Source organism: Pseudoalteromonas sp. NZS71_1 (assembly GCF_015864305.1).
In the GTDB taxonomy this organism is placed as follows: Bacteria; Pseudomonadota; Gammaproteobacteria; order Enterobacterales; family Alteromonadaceae; genus Pseudoalteromonas; species Pseudoalteromonas arctica.
Window position 1 is genome coordinate 25,953 of the sequence record NZ_JADYXM010000003.1, and the last position, 19,389, is coordinate 45,341.

General features: G+C 37.9%; 23 protein-coding genes. 16 read left to right on the plus strand and 7 right to left on the minus strand.

All coding sequences use genetic code 11. The features are described 5' to 3' along the window. Window positions 1-11: 11 nt before the first annotated feature. Together glpE and glpG are read left to right on the plus strand one after the other, a co-directional pair. Complete coding sequence (gene glpE / locus I6F43_RS05455; protein ID WP_007584717.1) at window positions 12-329, plus strand: thiosulfate sulfurtransferase GlpE; 318 nt, start codon at window positions 12-14, stop codon at window positions 327-329. Further along, the gene (gene glpG, locus I6F43_RS05460; RefSeq protein WP_007584718.1) at window positions 326-1,144 is read left to right on the plus strand and encodes a rhomboid family intramembrane serine protease GlpG; all 819 of its coding nucleotides are present in this window, start codon (window positions 326-328) and stop codon (window positions 1,142-1,144) included. The genes glpE and glpG overlap by 4 nt, the downstream gene beginning before the upstream one ends. A gap of 3 nt (window positions 1,145-1,147) precedes the next feature. Here glpG and I6F43_RS05465 read toward each other — a convergent pair whose 3' ends face one another. Then, entirely contained in the window at window positions 1,148-1,546 is a 399-nt protein-coding gene (locus I6F43_RS05465; protein ID WP_007584719.1) for a flagellar basal body-associated protein FliL, read from the minus strand. A 154-nt stretch (window positions 1,547-1,700) separates the two neighbouring features. Here I6F43_RS05465 and I6F43_RS05470 point away from each other — a divergent pair, with 154 nt between their 5' ends. Together I6F43_RS05470 and ubiA are read left to right on the plus strand one after the other, a co-directional pair. Beyond that, window positions 1,701-2,240, plus strand: a complete 540-nt coding sequence (locus tag I6F43_RS05470) for a chorismate--pyruvate lyase family protein (RefSeq protein ID WP_024594081.1) — start codon at window positions 1,701-1,703, stop codon at window positions 2,238-2,240. After that, complete coding sequence (ubiA, locus tag I6F43_RS05475; RefSeq protein ID WP_197101361.1) at window positions 2,237-3,115, plus strand: 4-hydroxybenzoate octaprenyltransferase; 879 nt, start codon at window positions 2,237-2,239, stop codon at window positions 3,113-3,115. Before I6F43_RS05470 ends, ubiA begins: the two co-directional genes overlap by 4 nt. Window positions 3,116-3,152: 37 nt before the next feature. Here ubiA and I6F43_RS05480 read toward each other — a convergent pair whose 3' ends face one another. From I6F43_RS05480 to I6F43_RS05490, 3 genes are all read right to left on the minus strand, one after another. Further along, entirely contained in the window at window positions 3,153-3,773 is a 621-nt protein-coding gene (locus tag I6F43_RS05480) for a 2OG-Fe(II) oxygenase (protein ID WP_197101363.1), read from the minus strand. 92 nt (window positions 3,774-3,865) lie between these two features. Continuing rightward, window positions 3,866-4,750 carry a LysR family transcriptional regulator gene (locus I6F43_RS05485; RefSeq protein WP_007584725.1) on the minus strand — a complete coding sequence of 295 codons (885 nt, stop codon included), beginning with the start codon at window positions 4,748-4,750 and terminating at the stop codon, window positions 3,866-3,868. A 377-nt stretch (window positions 4,751-5,127) separates the two neighbouring features. Further along, window positions 5,128-5,550, minus strand: coding sequence for a DUF2721 domain-containing protein (locus I6F43_RS05490; protein ID WP_007584730.1), 423 nt, complete (start codon window positions 5,548-5,550; stop codon window positions 5,128-5,130). Window positions 5,551-5,625: 75 nt separating this feature from the next. Here I6F43_RS05490 and I6F43_RS05495 point away from each other — a divergent pair, with 75 nt between their 5' ends. Genes I6F43_RS05495 through tsaD form a run of 3 tightly spaced genes read left to right on the plus strand, consistent with a single transcriptional unit; the run spans window position 5,626 to window position 7,614 of the window. Next, window positions 5,626-5,979 carry a putative signal transducing protein gene (locus I6F43_RS05495; protein WP_197101365.1) on the plus strand — a complete coding sequence of 118 codons (354 nt, stop codon included), beginning with the start codon at window positions 5,626-5,628 and terminating at the stop codon, window positions 5,977-5,979. Then, the gene (locus tag I6F43_RS05500; protein WP_007584732.1) at window positions 5,972-6,562 is read left to right on the plus strand and encodes a YjaG family protein; all 591 of its coding nucleotides are present in this window, start codon (window positions 5,972-5,974) and stop codon (window positions 6,560-6,562) included. Before I6F43_RS05495 ends, I6F43_RS05500 begins: the two co-directional genes overlap by 8 nt. Before the next feature lie 38 nt (window positions 6,563-6,600). Next, a complete protein-coding gene (gene tsaD / locus I6F43_RS05505) occupies window positions 6,601-7,614 on the plus strand; it encodes a tRNA (adenosine(37)-N6)-threonylcarbamoyltransferase complex transferase subunit TsaD (RefSeq protein ID WP_197101372.1) in 1,014 nt (337 codons plus the stop codon). A gap of 11 nt (window positions 7,615-7,625) precedes the next feature. On the opposite strand, the gene plsY is transcribed toward tsaD, so the two are convergent. Then, on the minus strand, window positions 7,626-8,237 hold the full coding sequence (gene plsY, locus I6F43_RS05510) for a glycerol-3-phosphate 1-O-acyltransferase PlsY (RefSeq protein WP_197101373.1): 612 nt from the start codon (window positions 8,235-8,237) through the stop codon (window positions 7,626-7,628). Between the two features lie 230 nt (window positions 8,238-8,467). Here plsY and folB point away from each other — a divergent pair, with 230 nt between their 5' ends. Genes folB through I6F43_RS05525 form a run of 3 tightly spaced genes read left to right on the plus strand, consistent with a single transcriptional unit; the run spans window position 8,468 to window position 10,113 of the window. Further along, window positions 8,468-8,827 carry a dihydroneopterin aldolase gene (gene folB / locus I6F43_RS05515; protein WP_007584738.1) on the plus strand — a complete coding sequence of 120 codons (360 nt, stop codon included), beginning with the start codon at window positions 8,468-8,470 and terminating at the stop codon, window positions 8,825-8,827. Then, complete coding sequence (gene folK / locus I6F43_RS05520; RefSeq protein ID WP_024591465.1) at window positions 8,828-9,316, plus strand: 2-amino-4-hydroxy-6-hydroxymethyldihydropteridine diphosphokinase; 489 nt, start codon at window positions 8,828-8,830, stop codon at window positions 9,314-9,316. Next, complete coding sequence (locus I6F43_RS05525) at window positions 9,313-10,113, plus strand: undecaprenyl-diphosphate phosphatase (protein ID WP_007584742.1); 801 nt, start codon at window positions 9,313-9,315, stop codon at window positions 10,111-10,113. Before folK ends, I6F43_RS05525 begins: the two co-directional genes overlap by 4 nt. A gap of 63 nt (window positions 10,114-10,176) precedes the next feature. Here I6F43_RS05525 and I6F43_RS05530 read toward each other — a convergent pair whose 3' ends face one another. Continuing rightward, window positions 10,177-10,965, minus strand: coding sequence for a hypothetical protein (locus I6F43_RS05530; RefSeq protein ID WP_165722912.1), 789 nt, complete (start codon window positions 10,963-10,965; stop codon window positions 10,177-10,179). 251 nt (window positions 10,966-11,216) lie between these two features. Between I6F43_RS05530 and mpl the strand changes: the two genes are divergently transcribed. The 5 genes from mpl to trmB are packed head-to-tail and all read left to right on the plus strand — an operon-like array spanning window position 11,217 to window position 15,562. Further along, the gene (mpl, locus tag I6F43_RS05535) at window positions 11,217-12,572 is read left to right on the plus strand and encodes a UDP-N-acetylmuramate:L-alanyl-gamma-D-glutamyl-meso-diaminopimelate ligase (protein WP_197101374.1); all 1,356 of its coding nucleotides are present in this window, start codon (window positions 11,217-11,219) and stop codon (window positions 12,570-12,572) included. A 1-nt stretch (window position 12,573) separates the two neighbouring features. After that, window positions 12,574-13,194, plus strand: coding sequence for a flavin prenyltransferase UbiX (locus tag I6F43_RS05540; RefSeq protein WP_007584746.1), 621 nt, complete (start codon window positions 12,574-12,576; stop codon window positions 13,192-13,194). Continuing rightward, window positions 13,194-14,123 carry an ABC transporter ATP-binding protein gene (locus I6F43_RS05545; protein ID WP_197101375.1) on the plus strand — a complete coding sequence of 310 codons (930 nt, stop codon included), beginning with the start codon at window positions 13,194-13,196 and terminating at the stop codon, window positions 14,121-14,123. Before I6F43_RS05540 ends, I6F43_RS05545 begins: the two co-directional genes overlap by 1 nt. Continuing rightward, window positions 14,124-14,891: an ABC transporter permease gene (locus I6F43_RS05550; RefSeq protein ID WP_010554413.1), complete on the plus strand. Its 768-nt coding sequence runs from the start codon at window positions 14,124-14,126 to the stop codon at window positions 14,889-14,891. Further along, window positions 14,891-15,562, plus strand: a complete 672-nt coding sequence (trmB, locus tag I6F43_RS05555; RefSeq protein WP_007584750.1) for a tRNA (guanine(46)-N(7))-methyltransferase TrmB — start codon at window positions 14,891-14,893, stop codon at window positions 15,560-15,562. The genes I6F43_RS05550 and trmB overlap by 1 nt, the downstream gene beginning before the upstream one ends. A 6-nt stretch (window positions 15,563-15,568) precedes the next feature. Here the strand turns inward: trmB and I6F43_RS05560 are convergent, their stop codons facing one another. Beyond that, a complete protein-coding gene (locus I6F43_RS05560) occupies window positions 15,569-17,452 on the minus strand; it encodes a bifunctional diguanylate cyclase/phosphodiesterase (RefSeq protein ID WP_010554415.1) in 1,884 nt (627 codons plus the stop codon). Between the two features lie 264 nt (window positions 17,453-17,716). On the opposite strand from I6F43_RS05560, the gene panP reads away from it, so the two are divergent. After that, window positions 17,717-19,342, plus strand: coding sequence for a pyridoxal-dependent aspartate 1-decarboxylase PanP (panP, locus tag I6F43_RS05565; RefSeq protein WP_165722915.1), 1,626 nt, complete (start codon window positions 17,717-17,719; stop codon window positions 19,340-19,342). Window positions 19,343-19,389: the final 47 nt, after the last annotated feature.

Below are 19,389 nucleotides of genomic sequence, written 5' to 3' on the forward strand. Positions count from 1 at the left end.
AAGAGACTTCAATGGCATTTAAACACATTTCTATAGCGCAAACGTTAGAACTTCTAGATAAAGAAGACGTTGTAATTGCAGATATTCGCGATCCAAATTCGTATCAAGCTGGTCGTATTCCAGGCTCAGAAGCACTTTCTAACGGTAATATTGCACAATTTATGATGGAAAAAGAATTCGATCAGCCAATTATTATTGTGTGTTACCACGGTATGAGCTCTCAGGGCGCAGCTAGTTATTTAGTTGAGCAAGGTTTTGAAGATGTATACAGCATGGATGGCGGTTTTACTGCTTGGGAAGCGTCTTATAGCGAGAAAGTAGAACGATGATAGAGCTTGGCAGTTTAAATAACCCACGCGCCGCACAAGGCTTTATAGATTATTTAAAAAGCCAAGGCCTAGATGCAAAGATACACTCAGCAGATGGCAGTAATGTCATTATTAGCGTGACTGAGGAGGACTTTCATCAAGTTCAGCCTTTATGGGTTGAGTTTACACAAAACCCTAATCATGAAAAATACCAGCAAGCATCTTGGGATGTAGGCAGCACACAATCGCCGCTTAAATATCAAGGGCAATCACTTAATCTTATGGCGCGGTTTAAAGCGCTTAGCTGGCTTAACCAAACTGTTAGCATATTGAGTATTGTTATTTATGTCGCTTTTTTATTGGGTGGATTTGATGAAATTTATACAGCTCTGCAATTTAATCCATCACAACCGCTTAGTTGGTTAACACCTGCGCTTGTGCATTTTAGCGCGATGCATATTGTGTTTAATTTAATTTGGTGGATGTCGCTTGGCGACAATATCGAAAAGCAATGCGGAAAACTCAGCTTAATAGGTTTGTTTTTAGTGACTGCACTTATTAGTAATTGGGCGCAATACCTAATGGTTGGTCCCAACTTTGGCGGTTTGAGTGGCGTAGTATATGGGTTACTTGGTTTTTGTTGGATTCATAGCTTTTTAAATCCGAACAAACCTGCGCTGGTTAGTACGGCTATTGTTGGTTTTATGTTGATTTGGTTAGTGCTTGGGTTTGCAGATGTATTGTTTGTAGGTATGGCTAATTGGGCGCACTTAGGTGGGTTAGTTAGCGGTATGGCTTTTGCCTACACCGCCAAAGTATTTAACGCAAAACGTTAAATACTAATGATATAAATATTTAGTGAACAAGACTTCACGGATGATCTCTTGTCCTGTTTCTTCTTTTAAGAGGCTTTTTAGTTTTTCGGCGCACTTTGCGCGTATTTCTTCACGGCCAGTAAGGGATTTTATTTTTTCTTCAGGCTCTTTAGATAAAATCTCTACTAGGGCATCACGTAGTAATGGCGTGTGGTGCTCTACTACTGCAATATCTGAAGTGTCATTAAGCATTAAATCAATAGTTACACGCACATAGCCCATTTTTTTACTTGATGCGCCAATGTAGTTGGTGATTATATCTGGCTCAAAACCAAAATAACCAACTGTGGATTCAGCACGAGCTGTAAAGCTTATGACGCTTACAAAGAACGTAAAAAGACCTGCGTATACTATTTTTTTCATATTTAAAGCGTTTCTTAAAACTTGTTACAAATAGTTTATACTTAATAGTGGGTAATAAACAGCGCCAAGCTATTATTTATGGTTATAAAACATCACTTTTTCAAAAGCTTTGGCAATGGTATCATCTCGTTGTTTTTTATTTTGTTGAGCTATTGTGATTACTTATCCTCTGTCTATATCTGCTAATTGGCAGTCCACTTCATATGTAAGTGACTTATCTCCTCTAGAGCAAGAATGGCTTTTTGAACCTAATTCTTTAACTGCTAAATTAAAAAGTAAATCACAAATTTTTAGTGTAAGAGTATTAAGCGAGCAGTTATTTACTTTAAGCCTAGAGCAAAAGTTACTGCTAAACAGCACAGCTAAAACAGCTATTAATAGAGAAGTACTCTTATTGTGCGATAACAAACCTGTGGTGTACGCACAAAGCTGGCTTCCTAAAAATGATTCGAACAATCCTTTGCACAATATGGGTGAACGACCTTTAGGTGATGTGATTTTTCAAGACCCAGCACTAAAACGAACGGATATAGAAATTGCTTATTTTGATGCCAAACACCCCGTTCAGCAATTAGTTGCAAAATTAGACCTACCCGGAAAAAACTTACTAGGGCGTCGAAGTGTATTTTCACTCAAAGAATATAAATTTTTAGTGTGTGAAGTGTTTTTACCAGGAGCATATTTATACTCATGAAATTAGCCGCTTTAAAGCCAAAACATATTTCTTACTATATACAGCTAATGCGTATAGATAAGCCCATTGGTACCTTGTTATTACTTTGGCCAACATACTGGGCTTTATGGCTTGCTAATAGTGGGATGCCGAGCTTACTCAACTTTATTATATTTACGCTGGGCGTTGTTGTTATGCGAAGTGCAGGGTGTGTAATTAATGATTTTGCAGATAGGAAAATAGACGGCTCTGTAAAACGCACAGCTCAGCGGCCGCTAGCTTCAGGGCGGGTTAGTAGTGGTGAAGCACTTAGCCTATTTTTACTGCTCATAGTTATTGCGTTTATTTTAGTATTAATGCTTAGCGTTAATACTATTTTGCTTTCTTTTGGGGCTTTGGCTTTAGCCTTTTGCTACCCTTTTATGAAACGCTATACACAATTACCACAAGTTGTTTTAGGAGCTGCATTTGGTTGGGCTATTCCAATGGCCTATATGGCTTCAATAAATGCATTACCGCAGCAGGCATGGTTATTATTTATAGCCAACATCTGCTGGACAGTCGCTTATGACACTATGTATGCGATGGTTGATAGAGATGACGATTTAAAAATAGGGGTAAAATCAACCGCTATTTTATTTGGTAAATACGACCGCCACATAATCTTTTTACTTAATGCTGTATTTATATCGCTGGTTGCGTTTATTGGTATAAGTAATCATTTAAGTGTCGCGTTTGGCATTAGTTTGAGTGTGGCTGCTGGTTTATTGGCATATCAACAAACGCTTATTCATAAGCGTGAAAGAGATGCCTGCTTTAAAGCGTTTTTAAATAATCATTATGTGGGCTTGGCTATCTTTATAGGGTTATTACTTTCATACCCAATAGCATTTTAAAGCCTTAATAAAGGCTGTTAAAATACTTAATTTAGAGCTATCGGGGTGGATCAATAATGCCGCTAATAGAGGCGTTTTTTCTAAACCATCCAGCAATAGAATAGCGTTCGTCAACTGCAGGAAGCACTTCATGAGCAAAACGTTCGCTTTCAAACATAACCAATGTGCCAGCAGTTGGTTTAATGGTTATTTCTACTTCTTTACTTTTAGGTTTATATATAAGAAGTTCGCCACCTTGCTCTGGCGTATTTAAATAAAGCACCGTTGTAAATACACGATTAGATCGACCTTTAAATGCGTCTAAGTGTTTTTTGTAAAAATCACCCTGTGTATATTTTGCATAATGGCATTCGTAATCAAATAGCCCCATAAAAAAGCTACGATTTAACGTGGTTTTTATACTTTGCATTATTGCTTGATACGTAAGCTGTGCTTGAGAGCTGCCGTCAAACCAATAGGTTTTGTCAGTGCGAATAGTTTTATCTATTTGTAAGTTATTTAATCGACCAATACCGGCAAGGCTAAAGTGGGGGTTTATACGGTGACAATCTGCAACTAAATCGTTAACTAAATCGGCAATAAGCGCGTTATGAATTACGGTGTATCCTTGGCGTTCTATATCATCTAAATAGACATCAGGACCAAAAAGTGTGTTCATTCACATCAGCTGTTTAAAAAAGGTGCGACAGTGTAGCCGAAAAGCGATTTAAAGCTACTGTTTATTGTGCCGCACTTTTTCAAAAAGAAGGGTTAGTTAAATGCAGCTCCCGCTTTTTTTATAAGCGACAGCAAGTGCTCTACATGTTCGGTAATAGATGTTTGTTGGCTTGTTTGTACAACGAGTTGTTCGTGATTTAAATCTTTATTTGTTTTTAGTTGTACGAGTTCAGAGTTCTCTGCGATTGTGTTTGCATGCTCAATGCTTGCTATAGCAAAGTGATCTGATTTAACTACACCAGCCATTACTTGCTCAATGCTACCCACTTTAATACTTGATGATTTATTTAAAGAATCAATTGCTTCATTAAGCATAGTTTGCACTTGTTTAGATTGAGAGAAGCAGCCAAACATAGGGTAGCTATCAAGATTTTGCTTACTTATATCGTTTTTATGTGCAAGAGGGTGATTTTTTGAAACAAATAATACAAGCTGATCAGGTAAGTGAATGTCACTGCCAATACTATTAATAGCTTGAGAGTATACACTTATGTCTATTTCACCTTGTTGGAGTCTGCGTGTTAGCTCTTGTTGATCTTGTAACTGCATTTCAATTTTTATATGAGGATATTGAGCTAAAAACTGTCCACAAGAAATAGGTACTATGCTGCTTGCCTTATTGGTATAGCCAATAACAAGTTTTTCATTAGCATTACCGTTTACTGATTGAAAAATCCGTTTTTTCGTTAGCTCAAGTTCCGATAGAGTCGTTTTAGCATATTCAAGGAAAAGTTCGCCTTCAGGCGTTAATTTAACAGAACGAGTTGAGCGTTTTACTAACTCATATCCCATTTCATTTTCAAGTGTTTGAATGCTGCGCGTTAGCGCTGAAGTACTAATTTGGGTTTGTTCAGCTGCTTGTCTAAAGTGACGTAATACACCAAGTGCTACAAATTGCTCTAATTGTTCAAATCTCACTTTATAGTCCCTTTTTATAAGTAAGTCGCAGATACCACGGATATCAAATATATTAATTTTTATTCTAAAGTTTAGTAAAATTCTATATTGAAATACGGTTGCAAGTTCATACGTGTTTCCAGCAGGATACCCCCCTTTTAGTATTAATTAAAGAGGAAAGCGACCAAATAGTATTACTTTTTTAATTGATAACTAGTTGTTTATTGTGTTTTGTCTATATTTTTGCAATTAACTATCTAGGCAAAGTTATTTTAACTCAGTGGGTTAGTTAGGAGATTGGAATTTAATTGTTCTAATTAATAAAAAAGTACGCCCCAAAATAGGGCGCATATATAACATGATTATGACAAATAATAGGGTGTTTTATCTATAAGAGTTTATTTTACAAAATTTCTATTTATTCGGCTGCTTAATGGTTTATTTTCAATGCTTTGTAGTTCTATTTCAATCGCATCACAGGAAATATGTATTTCGAATAAAGACGTTAATAACGATAAACTTAAGCAAGCTAAGCTAATGCCAAATAAAATAATCCCTGTGGTATTAAATTCAATAAATAAAGCAAACATCGAAAATGTACACAGTAAAAAAGAGGCTACGCCGTATACCTGCATTGTTCTGATTAAGTTTATTCGTTTACGTAAGTTAGTGATTTGAGCGACTACAACAGGTCGGATAGATTCACCTTCGCGCGCATTTAACTCCCTAATTAATTGCGCTAAAACTAAAAATCGGTTTGTATAGGCTAATAATAGCAGCGATATGGCTGGAAAAAGTAAGCCCGGGGTTGTAAGTGTCATGTTTATTCCTTAAAAGTGCAGCATGCTAATAATTTAGCGTAGGATATTGTTAACACAAAATAAATGAGGTGAATATTGCAAAATATTAATAATAAAAATTCAACTGATAGCTCTTTTCAATGGGTTACAATTTATAAAGCCGAAAATACCCTTGAAGCTAATATTATTAAAGGTTTAATACAAACCAGTGGCATTGAATGCAAAATAAAAGGTGAGATGCTCCAAGGCGCATTGGGAGAAATTCCATTTGATCAAGCACATGTTAGTGTGCAGGTTTATGCGATAAAAGAGCGCCATGCGCGCCAAATATTGGTAAACTATCAACAAGTAAAACAATCCGCTCCAGATTGGGTATGCCCTAACTGTAATGAGCATAATGGATCAACATTTGATTTTTGTTGGTCGTGTGAGACGTTAAAGAATGACTAAAGCAAATAATTTTCAGCGTATTAGAGAGCTTAACTATTTACAAAAAGCTGTTTTAGCAAGTGCTTTAATAGAGCGAATGCTGCCAAATTACGGTTTATTTAGCGAAGCAACGGGGTTTGGTGATGAAACCTTACTTCGTAATTCGCTTAATGTTTGTTGGGAAAAAATATTACTGCCTAAAAGTAAAATAGATCTCGAAAAACAAGTTGAAAAAATAGAACCGAATGTTCCTGAACTTGCTGATTTTGATATGTTTGGTACTTACCCTGCTATTGATGCTGCAACGTCTTTACTTAGCTTAATGCATGGTTTAATGGCGCAAGATGAGCAAGAGTTCATTAGTGTCAGTAAAATATCTCAAGCAACAGTGGCCCGCTTTATTGAATATCAAATGACGGTTGAAGGTGAGGTTGCAGATAACACTGCAGTTAGAGAACATCCATTAATGCAATACGAAATTGAAGTATTAGGTGAGCTAATTGATTTTGTAGAAAATATGGGGCGTATTACCTCTGATAGCGTGAAGGCACTTAAAAAGTTTGCCCTAGAAGATGGCCAAACAAATATTGGCCTTACGTTATAAAAACAGCGAAGTGAAATTTTAAAGGCAGGAGAAGTACAGTGCGAATTTTAGGCATTGAATCGTCATGTGATGAAACGGGTATTGCAATATACGATGACGAAAAAGGCTTGTTAGCTCATCAATTATACAGCCAGGTAAAAGTACACGCTGATTATGGCGGTGTAGTACCGGAACTTGCATCGCGCGATCATGTTCGTAAAACGCTACCACTTATAGACGCGGCTTTTGCACAAGCGGGTTGCGGCCCAGAAGACTTAGATGGCATTGCTTATACTGCAGGCCCAGGTTTAGTTGGAGCATTATTGGTAGGTACTTCTATTGGTCGTTCATTAGCATACGGTTGGGACATTCCAGCTGTTGCTGTTCATCATATGGAAGGGCATTTACTTGCTCCGATGCTTGAAGAAAATATTCCTGAGTTTCCGTTTATTGCATTGCTTGTATCGGGCGGTCATACCATGATGGTTAAAGTAGCGGGTATTGGACAATACGAAGTACTAGGTGAGTCAGTTGATGATGCCGCAGGCGAGGCCTTTGATAAAACGGCTAAGTTACTTGGTCTTGACTACCCCGGTGGTCCGCGCTTAGCTAAAATGGCCGAACAAGGCGTTGCGAAGCGCTTTATTTTTCCTCGCCCTATGACCGACAAGCCAGGTCTTGATTTTAGTTTTAGTGGTTTAAAAACAGCGGCATCAATCGCGATTCGTGAAAATGACGACGACGATCAAACTAAAGCTGATATAGCGCATGCATTTCAAACGGCGGTTATTGATACGCTCGTTATTAAGTGTAAGCGTGCGCTTAAACAAACAGGTATTAAGCGTTTGGTCATCGCCGGTGGCGTAAGTGCGAATACACAGCTTCGACTGCAGCTCGAACGCGTAATGAAAGGTATGAAAGGCGAAGTGTTTTATCCGCGTACTGAATTTTGTACCGACAATGGTGCAATGATTGCTTATGCTGGAATGCAACGTTTAAAAGCAGGGCAATTTGCCACGCTTGATATGAAAACAAAACCTCGTTGGCCTATAGATAGCCTTGAGCCGATTTAATGACTCATATTTTAGATGTTTTCGTTTTCATCAGTGGGTGCTTTTTTAGCGCCTACTTTTGGTTCTTCCCCACTAAATAATCGAATAATATTAGTACGGTGACGAAATATAATTAACAGCGTGATAAAAGTAACGGGAAGAGTATAAAGTGGTTTTATTTGCCATGTATATAAGGGCGCTAAAGATACAGCTACAAGTGCCGCAAGTGATGAATAGCGTGTTATTGCCACTATAACTAACCAAGTGCATACAAGTAAACCAGCCAATGATAAGCCAATAGGTAATAATGAGCCAAATGCCGTTGCTACGGCTTTACCGCCTTTGAAGCTAAAAAACAGTGGGTACATATGACCTAAACAAGCTGCTACTGCGACTAATCCAAGCTCTAAAGGTTCAACTTCTAAAAAATAAGCCCCCCATACTGGAATAGTGCCTTTTAAAATATCAAATACTAAAACCAAGCAAGCCGGAAATGCTCCGCCTAATCTATAAACATTTGTAGCCCCTGGGTTGTTAGAACCACTATTACGAGGGTCAGGGAGTTTGAACAACCGCGACACTAAAATAGCCGACGAAATCGACCCAAGTAAATAAGCTAAAACAAACATTAAAGTGGCTAACACACGCTTCCTTATTTTTTAATTGCTATACCAATTGATAGTACTTTTAAGCTATTATTGGCAGCAAAATTTATCGTGAAAATTATTAACAGGCTATTTAATAGCTAGTTTGGTTATTTTGCTATTGTAGAAGTTATTTTCACATATTTAAACACTGGCTAAACCATATACAGTATTAATTTTATTGATGCTTTGTATAGTTGCTTAGTCGTTTGTTGTTATTTGGAGTATCAATGGATAAGGTTTTTATATCTCAATTGCACGTCGACACTATTATTGGAGTGTACGACTTTGAAAAAGAAAGTAAACAGAGCCTTTATTTTGATATTGAAATGCTTAGTGATATTAAGCCTGCAGCCGAAAATGACGATATTAATTTAGCACTGGATTACTCAAAAGTAAGCGAACGCGTTATTAAGCACTGCACTGCAAAACCTGTTGAGTTGCTAGAGACTTTGGTTGAGCAGTTGGCTGAGATTATTTTAAGCGAGTTTAATACGCCACAAGTTACTATAAGAGTAAGTAAACCTGCAGCAGTAGCACAAGCACAAACTGTAGGTGTTGAAATTACACGTGTTAAGGCAACTGACTAAATGGCTCAAATTTATATCAGCCTAGGGTCAAATATAAATAAAGCGCATTATATACAATGTGCATTAATTGCACTTAAGCAGCACTTTGAGCACATTGTGCACTCGTCTGTTTTTGAAAGTGAAGCAGTTGGGTTTGCTGGCAATAATTTTTATAATTCAGTAGTTGGCGCTACAACTGATATGTCGCTTGCTGATGTATGCGCTTTATTAAAAGAAATAGAGCGTGATAATGGGCGTACAGCGAACGATAAAAAATTTAGTCCACGAACGCTCGATTTAGATTTACTGTTTTATGATGATGTAACTTGCGATTCCCCAGCGCAATTACCACGTGATGAAATAACTAAAAATGCATTTGTATTACAACCTCTGAGTGAGGTTGCCCCAGATTTTTATCATCCTGTAGCTAAGCAAACGATTGCGCAGTTATGGAATGAATATAATAACCCTCAACAAAAGCTATGGAAGGTGGAGTTTTCTAACCTATGAGTATTATCGAAATAATTATTTTAGCCCTCATACAGGGATTTACTGAGTTTTTACCAATATCGAGTTCTGCGCATTTAATTCTCCCATCGCAAATTTTAGGCTGGGAAGATCAAGGGCTTGCGTTTGACGTAGCAGTACATGTTGGTACTTTAATAGCCGTTGTTATTTATTTTCGTAAAGAAGTAGTAGATATACTAAGCGCATGGTTTAAATCTTTTGGTAAGCAAGGCACTACCGATGACAGTAAATTAGGCTGGTGGATTATACTAGGTACAGTGCCTGCCGCTATTTTAGGTTTACTTTTAAAAGACTTTATTGAGTTATATTTGCGAAGCGCTTGGGTAATTGCTACTACCACCATTGTATTTGGTTTGTTGCTTTGGTACGCAGATGCAAAAGGGAAACAAATTAAAACTATTTATCAGCTCAATTGGAAAACGGCACTTATCATTGGTTTCGCACAAGCTGTTGCAATGATCCCGGGTACTTCTCGATCAGGTATCACGATGACCGCTGGTTTAATGTTGGGTATGAATAAGCAAAGCGCAGCGCGTTTTTCGTTTTTACTAGCGATTCCGATTATTTCTATGATGGGGCTTTATTATATTGCAGAGCTTGCACTGGGTGACCATGTAGTTGATTGGAATACATTATTGCTCGGTGTGGTGCTATCGTTCTTATCGGCTTATGCATGTATATTTATGTTTTTAAAAGTAATAGAGCGAATGGGTATGTTGCCATTTGTAATATATCGTTTATTACTCGGTGTCGGTTTGATTGTATTTTTAACGCTATAAACAAACTTAATTAGTAAAACCAAAAAAAGCACCTTTAGGTGCTTTTTTGGTTTTAAACTCAGCTTATAAATTTAATAAATAAGCTTCAATAAAGCGGCGTTGGTTAGCGGCTTTTGGCGCTGTTTTAAATATAAGTGTATTACCATTTTTACGTAGTTTTAGCTCATTAGTAAATTTACATTCGATAGCATTGAACTGAGCTATGTCGTTTTTAAAACTTTGGTCTTTTTCGCACATGGATGCCATTTCGTTTGCAACTTGTGCACAAAATGAACCCACTGGATATTCTTTTAGGTTTTCATCATCAATGCTTTCCCAATCAACATTGGTATTTATTTTTAATCCGCATTGCTTATCTATTTCGCTATTAGCGGCAGCTATATTTTTTTGTTGATACCCTAAATGCTTTTCACGATTAAACTTCGCTAGTTTAGCTTGAGTACCTTTATTTAATTGTTGATCGTATTGCGCTTTTAAGTCTTCAACAATGGCAGGGTTTGACTCTTCTTTTTTTGATAAGTAAATTCCATCACGAGTGTCTGGAATATAAAGATTGTAAGAGCAACAGCGGTAGCCTTCCTCAACACTTACTAAACTTCTTTGTGTACCATCGTAAGTATATTTGTAAGCTTTATTACTACCATGAGGTTTTAAATCGGTTAAAAATACAATCCCATCAATATCATGGTTTATGCCTGTTACTTTTACTAAAGCTTGTTTTTTATCTGTTGTTGGGGCAATAACAACATTAACGCCTTCGCCCGAACTTAATTCTATTGGGTACTTAGCAAATTCCAAAGCAAAGCTTTTTTGACTAAGTAAAATACAGGCTATAAAGAATAGTTTTTTCATATTAAGTCCTTTTTAAGTTTTAAAGTTATACAGCAAGCTGGTTTATAACATTGATAATAATTGATTAAAAGCAATACAGGGTAGGTGAACGTGCCTATTTTTTGATTTTTAGCATTTAAAAAACTAATTAACGTGTTTTTGGCACGAGTGAATTGTGCAGACGTACATAGTAACTAAGCACGAATTTTGGCATTATAGCGCCATTAAACTTTGCATAGCTGTAAAGTGAGCATACGATTTAAGGAAAGTATATGCATATACATATTTTGGGCATTTGTGGCACGTTTATGGGTGGCATTGCAGCCATTGCTAAATCATTAGGTCATAAAGTAACGGGTTCCGATCAAAACGTTTACCCACCAATGAGTACGCAACTTGAAGAGCTTGGCATTGAACTGACTCAAGGCTACGACGTATCTCAATTAGAGCCAAAACCAGATATGGTAGTTGTCGGTAATGCAATGAGCCGTGGTAACCCGTGTGTTGAATATGTGCTTGATAAAGGCCTGCCTTATACATCTGGCCCTGAATGGCTTAAACATAACCTATTACAAAACTCGTGGGTACTTGCTGTAGCCGGTACGCATGGTAAAACAACCACAGCAAGTATGCTTGCGTGGGTATTAGAGTACGCAGGTTTAAAACCAGGGTTTTTAATTGGCGGCATAGTCCAAAATTTTGGTGTATCGGCCAAAGTAGGTGAAACGCCATTTTTTGTTATTGAAGCCGATGAATACGATACAGCTTTTTTTGATAAGCGCAGTAAGTTTGTCCATTACCTTCCACGTACACTTATCTTAAATAATCTTGAATTCGATCACGCTGATATTTTCGACGATTTAAACGCAATAAAAAAACAATTTCATCACTTAATGCGTACATTACCTCAAAGCGGCAAGGTAATTTGGCCTAAGCAAGACGTAGCGCTTAATGACGTAATAGCACAAGGGCTTTGGAGCGAAAGCGAAACGCTAGGCGATGATTGGGGCTATGAATTAATAAAAGCCGATGGTAGTGAGTTTAATGTACTTTTAAATAACGAAAAGCAGGGCACTGTTTGCTGGCAAGCAATAGGCGAGCATAACGTTAAAAATGCAATTATGACTATCGCAGCAGCGCGCCATGTGGGTATAGCTGTTGATCATAGTATTGATGCCTTAGGAGAATTTATTAGCCCTAAAAGGCGTATGGAGCTAAAGGCTGATATAAATAATATTAAGGTGTATGACGATTTTGCGCATCACCCAACAGCAATTAAAACTACGCTTGCAGGACTGCGCGCAAAAGTAGGCGATGAAAAAATTATCGCTATTTTAGAGCCGCGCTCAAACACTATGAAAATGGGCGTGCACCAACATACATTATTAGATTCACTGCGTGATGCTGACGACGTACTACTTTTTGAACCAGAGAATCTAAATTGGTCGCTAAAAGAGCAAGCAGATAAAGCAGGCATGCAGTGCTTTAGCAGCACGCAAACAATTATTGATACGGTGCTTGAAAATATTGAGCCTAATCAGCATATTTTAATTATGAGCAATGGCGGTTTTAATGGCCTTCATCAACACCTTGTTGATGGTTTAGCTGATAAATACAGCGGAGAATAGTGTGCAATTTAAAGATAGAATTACGCTCGCTTTTAGCGGTGCATCAGGTGCGCCTTATGGTTTAAGGTTACTTGAAGTATTGCTTGAGCAGCAATTTCAAGTTTACGTACTTATCTCAAGTGCAGCGCGAGTGGTGCTTGATACAGAATCAAATATCAAGCTCTCTGGTAATGAAGACAAAGCCACTGAGCAGTTAAGTACGCTGTTTAATGCTAAATCTGGGCAGTTAAAAGTATACGGTAAAGATAACTGGTTTAGCCCTGTGGCTTCGGGCTCTGCGGCGCCTAAAAAAATGGTGGTATGCCCGTGTAGTGCTGGGTCGGTTTCTGCAATTGCAGTAGGGGCGTCAGATAACTTATTAGAGCGCGCCGCTGATGTGGTAATTAAAGAACGCGGACAGTTAATTTTAGTGCCGCGCGAAACACCGTTTAACGAAATTCATTTAGAAAACATGCTTAAGTTATCTCGTTTAGGTGTGACCATAATGCCAGCAGCGCCTGGCTTTTATCATAAGCCACAAAGTATTGAAGACTTAGTTGATTTTATGGTGGCGAGAATTTTAGATCATTTAAATATTGAACATAACCTAACAAAACGTTGGGGTTATGGTGAGGGTAAGTAATGAATAAGCAAAATATTGCTTTAAATATAGAAGGCCTTACCAAGGTTTATAAAAATGGTGTTGAGGCTATTAAAGGCGTTGATTTACAAGTTAAAGAGGGCGACTTTTTTGCTTTACTTGGTCCAAACGGAGCAGGTAAATCAACCACCATTGGTGTTATTTCGTCACTTGTTAATAAAACAAAAGGCAAAGTAGAAGTATTCGGTTGTAATATTGATACTGACTTAGAAGCTGCAAAAGCGCATTTAGGCTTAGTGCCGCAAGAGTTTAATTTTAGCCAATTTGAAACGCTTAGCCAAATACTTGTTAACCAAGCCGGTTATTATGGTGTGCCACGTGGCGAAGCCCATAAACGTGCTGATAAATACTTAGCGCAACTTGGCTTACTTGAGAAAAAAGACAAACAAGCACGTACGCTTTCAGGCGGTATGAAACGCCGATTAATGATTGCGCGTGCCCTTATGCACGAACCTAAGTTGCTTATACTTGATGAGCCAACTGCGGGTGTAGACATAGAACTTCGTCGTTCAATGTGGGATTTTTTACGCCAAATAAATGAGCAAGGCGTAACTATTATTTTAACTACGCATTACCTTGAAGAAGCAGAGTTACTGTGTAAAAACATCGCCATAATCGATAATGGCCGAATTGTTGAAAACACGACCATTAAAGCACTGCTTGCAAAGCTTGATAAAGAAACCTTTATTTTAGATTTAAAAATGCCAGCAAGCCCTGTAACGCTTGAAGGCTATAAATTTACCATGAAGGACGATCATACTGTTGAAGTGGAAGTCGCTAAGTCTCAAGGCTTAAATGCGGTTTTTAGTGCATTAACAACTCAAGGTAATACTGTATTGAGTATGCGAAATAAAGCAAACAGATTAGAAGAGTTATTTGTTGGATTACTAGAGCAAGGGCGGGGCGAATAAATGTTTAAATATGGCGTAGCCTTAAAGAGTTTATGGATTAAAGAGTGCATTCGTTTTTTACGTATTTGGGTGCAAACTTTAGTACCGCCAGCAATTACGATGAGCTTATATTTTGTTATTTTTGGTAACTTAATTGGTTCACGCATTGGCGACATGGGCGGCTTTAGTTATATGGAGTTTATTGTACCTGGCCTTATAATGATGTCAGTCATTACTAATTCCTATTCCAACGTAGCCTCTAGTTTTTACTCAACAAAGTTTCAAAAAAGCATTGAAGAGCTTTTAGTTGCACCTGTACCTAACTACATCATTGTTCTAGGTTATATGGGGGGCGGTATGACGCGCGGTATTATGGTGGGCTTTATAGTTACCTGTGTGTCGTTATTATTTGTTGATATTCAAATTCATAATATTTTTGTAATTATTGCGACGGTTATTTTAACCTCAGCTGTGTTTGCTTTAGGTGGTTTAATTAATGCAATTTACGCAAACAGTTTTGACGATATAAGCATTATCCCCACCTTCATACTAACGCCATTAACTTACTTAGGCGGTGTATTTTATTCAATTACGTTGCTGCCTGAATTTTGGCAGAATGTATCACAAATCAACCCTATAATTTATATGGTTAACGCATTTCGTTATGGCTTTTTAGGTGTGTCGGATGTTGATTTGAGCGTGGCTCTTGGGGTTATTTTAGTATTTATAACAGCGTTATTTACATTAGCGCTTACATTGATCAAAAAAGGTGTGGGGCTAAGACACTAATGAGTGATGCAAATTCACGTAGTATTGTATCTAATCAAGCGGGTATTCACGAAAAGCTTGATGAAATAGTAAATAAGCACTTAGATGCTGAATTTAAAAAGCCAATTGCAGCACACACCCAAGCCGCATTTGACGAGGTTAATGCTAAAGTACAAGCCTTTAGTGGCCCGCTTATTTTAGACTCGTGTTGTGGCGTAGGTGAAAGCTCAGCTAACTTAGCTAAGCGCCACCCTGATGCACTTATAATTGGTATTGATAAATCGTCGCACCGATTAGATAAGCACGATGTTGAATATAAGCAAACCGACAGTGGTCAGTACATCTTAGTGCAAGCAGACTTAAATGACTTTTGGCGTTTAGCGGTTGCTGCTAATTGGCAACCTACGCACCATTATTTGTTGTATCCAAACCCGTGGCCTAAATCTAAGCATATTCGTAGACGCTGGCATGGCGCGGCTATTTTTCCATTTATCGTTAAGTTAGGTGGAAAATTAGAAGTGCGCAGCAATTGGGATATTTACGTTAAGGAGTTTGCTCGGGCGCTTGAATTAACAGGCAACCCTTGCGATGTAACGCTTTATGAGTCAGACGATGCAATTACGCCTTTTGAGCGTAAATACTGGGCCAGTGGCCAGCAAAGCCACCGACTCGTTATTAACTTACCTCGCTAAAGTAAGTTAAAGTGCTAATTCTTCTTCTATAACCGTACTAACATGTGACACTGGGTGGGCAAAGTAGTTGCCTTGCATTAGTGTCACATTCGCCTTTTTAAGTGCGGTTACTATGGTTGCATTTTCTACCGACTCTGCCATTAATTGCAAACCAAGTTGATTAGCAAAACTGGCTATATGTTCAATAAATAAATAGATATCTTTGTCATTCACTATTTGCTTTATTAGTGCGCCATCTAGCTTAATACCATCTACTTCCAGCTTAAGTACGTTTGATATATTTGAATAACCACTACCAAAGTCATCAATAATAACCTTAACGCCTTTCGTTTTAACCATTCCAATAAATGCTTTTACCTCAGAAAAGTTGGCAATAGCTTGGGTCTCTAAAAGCTCTAGTGTGATATTACCAGGATGCGGGTAGCGCTTAAGTTCGTCTGCAATAAACTCACTTAAATTAGGGTCGAGCATATCTTGTGCTGTTATATTTAAACTCCAGCAAATATCGGTTTTTCTAAAGCGACTAACACATTGTGAAAATATAGTACGGGTAAGTATTCCGTCCATTCTTGATCGAGTAACAACATTTAAAAATGCATCAGGTTTCAACACTTCCCCTTGCGCCGTTACCATTCGAGCTAAACATTCGTATTGAACGACCTTGTTGGTATTTGTATCAATAATAGGTTGAAAGTAAGGCACAATACGGTTGTTATCAAACGCTTCACGTACTTCTTTAGCCATTTCTACATTGTATTGATATTGTGTTTTTACATCGTGTAGTGCTTTTGAGTAGTTAACTACGCTATGCCTGCCTTGTTTAGCTTGCAGCGCCGCTATATGAGCATTTTCAAGTAGTAGCGATTTATTGCCACTGGCAATACCTGCACATAGAGTTATATAAATAAAAGGGTCAGTTAACACTGGGGTATTAAAGTTATATGTTTTTACGAGATCGGTAAATTCGTCATTACTCATTTCTTTAGGAGCGAGTAATACTATTTTGTTGGTTGCTAGTCTGTATATATGGCAATGCGCAGAGCTTCTGAGTTTAAAGTGAATAAGTAAGTTTTTCATTACTTTGTCACCCACTTCAGTGCCGTAGAAACTGTTTATATCTTCTATTTCATTAACCCAAATAACGGCTAACTGCATGTGATGAGCATTACTTTTTTTAATAAAGTACTCAAGAGCAATATGATTTGAAAAACCAGTACTTGAGTCAGTTGCTAAAGAGCGCTTTAGTAAATAAATATATATGGCGGCAACTAGTATCGCGATAAAAAAGAAGAAGCTCGCCATGGCAGCTGCTTTTGATACGCTTTCTTTAAGTTTCTCGTTTAAATTGTAAATAGTTATATCGGCACCCGTTAAATAGGTATTGCCGTTAATAGGGTCAACGTAAGGAATAAAAATAGTTTTAAAGTGGCCCCACTGATCGCTCGATATTTCAAATACAGGCTCGGTTGAGTAAAAAGCACTTATATTTGCATCGGTAGCTTCAGGGTAGAGATCTAAAAATTGAGTTACTTTGCCATTATTCTGATCGTCTTGCGTGTAGCTTGATGAGCTAAAAAGAACCTTTCCGTCTTTTAAAATCATTGAATACACATAAGCAATATCAAGTGCTTGAGCAAACTCAGAGAGCTGTTTACTCTTATTTTGATAGTAAGAAAAACTTATGTTGTCGCCTTGATTAACCGCACTTAAGTAATTTTCACCTAGAATATGTTTAACGCTGGTGGCGGCATTAAGTAAGCGATTATCAACCGACTGCATTATTTCAGCACGCGTGGTTTGGTAAGTGTAGTAAACATAGGTAAGCAAGCTTATTAAAAATAAGCTAAAGCCTGCCACTATCCAACTAACTTTGACTCTTCCTTCTGGCATATGTGTCCCTTTTTTGTTATCAAATTTATTATACCCAAAATAAGTAAATGCCCAATAAATAATTAGGTTTGGTAGAGTTTTAATTAAATTATCATTTTTTTGTCATCGCTTTGATTGCTTTTATAGGTTTAAACGAGACATTTTAGTTATATTGCAGTAAAGTTAGCGCAATTTTTAAAGAAACACGATTGCTCTAAATGTCCTAATAATTAGGCGTTTTTGATGGGTAAGCGCGTGTTTTAGCTACACACACTAGGTATTGAGATGGATCAAAAGCGTTGTGCCGTCGCCTCTAAAGAAAGCCTTAAGCGTATATTTACTGTACCTGAAGCGCCAGACTCAACTTTAAGCAAAATCGAGCTTGAAATTTCGAGTAATTTAGCAGGTTTTCTAAACGAAAATATAGCGGCAATTGAAAAACCATTACATGAAATCGAAAAAGATTTTCAGTCGGCAGTGATCCCAGAGGATCCAACGTTTGTATCTGCTTATGCCCAAGACATAATGGAGCAACTTGTTGCGCATTCTGTGCATACAGCTGCGCCTAGCTTTATTGGTCACATGACCTCTGCCTTGCCGCATTTCTTATTACCGCTGTCAAAATTGATGGTAGGGCTAAATCAAAATCTAGTAAAAATAGAAACGTCTAAAGCGTTTACGCCTCTTGAACGTCAAGTGCTTGGAATGATGCACCATTTAGCTTATGGGCAAGACGATTCATTTTATTCTAAATGGATGCACAGTGCTAAAACCTCATTAGGTGCATTTTGCTCTGGTGGAACGGTCGCTAATATTACTGCGCTTTGGATTGCTCGAAACCGCTTATTAAAACCCGATGGCGATTTTAGAGGTATCGGCGCACAAGGCCTAATTGCCGGTATGCTGCATTACGGCTATAAAGGTTTAGCAGTATTAATATCAGAACGCGGACATTACTCGTTAGGTAAATCGGTTGATTTACTCGGTATTGGCCGCGATAACTTAATTGGCATTAAAACCTGCGAAAATAATAAAGTTGATGTAGGAGCTATGCGCGAAAAAGCACGTGAGCTTGAATCGCAAGGCATTAAAGTAATGGCGATTATTGGGGTAGCGGGTACAACCGAAACCGGTAATATTGACCCACTTGATGAAATGGCCGACTTAGCACAAGACATTAACTGCCATTTTCATGTAGATGCTGCATGGGGAGGAGCAACCCTTTTATCGAACACGCATCGCCCTTTACTAAAAGGGATTGAGCGAGCAGATTCAATTACCATCGATGCACATAAACAAATGTATGTACCAATGGGAGCGGGCTTAGTTTTATTTAAAGATCCCGCTGCAACCGATGCAATAGAGCATCACGCTGAGTACATATTACGTAAAGGTTCAAAAGACTTAGGTAGCCACACGCTTGAAGGCAGCCGACCTGGTATGGCAATGTTAGTACATGCTTGCTTACGTGTTATTGGTCGTAAAGGTTATGAAATGCTGATTGATCGAAGCATCAAAAAAGCACATTACTTTGCTGATTTAATTAAAGCTGATGAAGACTTTGAGCTTATTTCAGAACCTGAATTGTGCTTATTAACGTATCGTTATGTACCTAAGCAAATTAAACAAGCAATAGCCGATGCAGATGCTGCAACTCGGTTAGATATTTTTGCCTCTCTGAATCGTTTTACTGCCAGTATGCAAAAACGTCAGCGAGAGTCTGGTCGCTCATTTGTATCACGTACTCGTTTAACGCCTTCTAAATACGACAATCAACCTACAGTTGTATTTAGAGTGGTACTTGCAAACCCGCTTACTTCAGGTGCTATTTTAAAAGAGATATTAGCTGAGCAAAAAGAGTTGGCAGCAACAGATCCGGTATTCAAAAAATACTTAAGAAAGTATATGTAATCTAAATACAAAAAAGGGTCCATAAGGACCCTTCTTAATATCAAAAG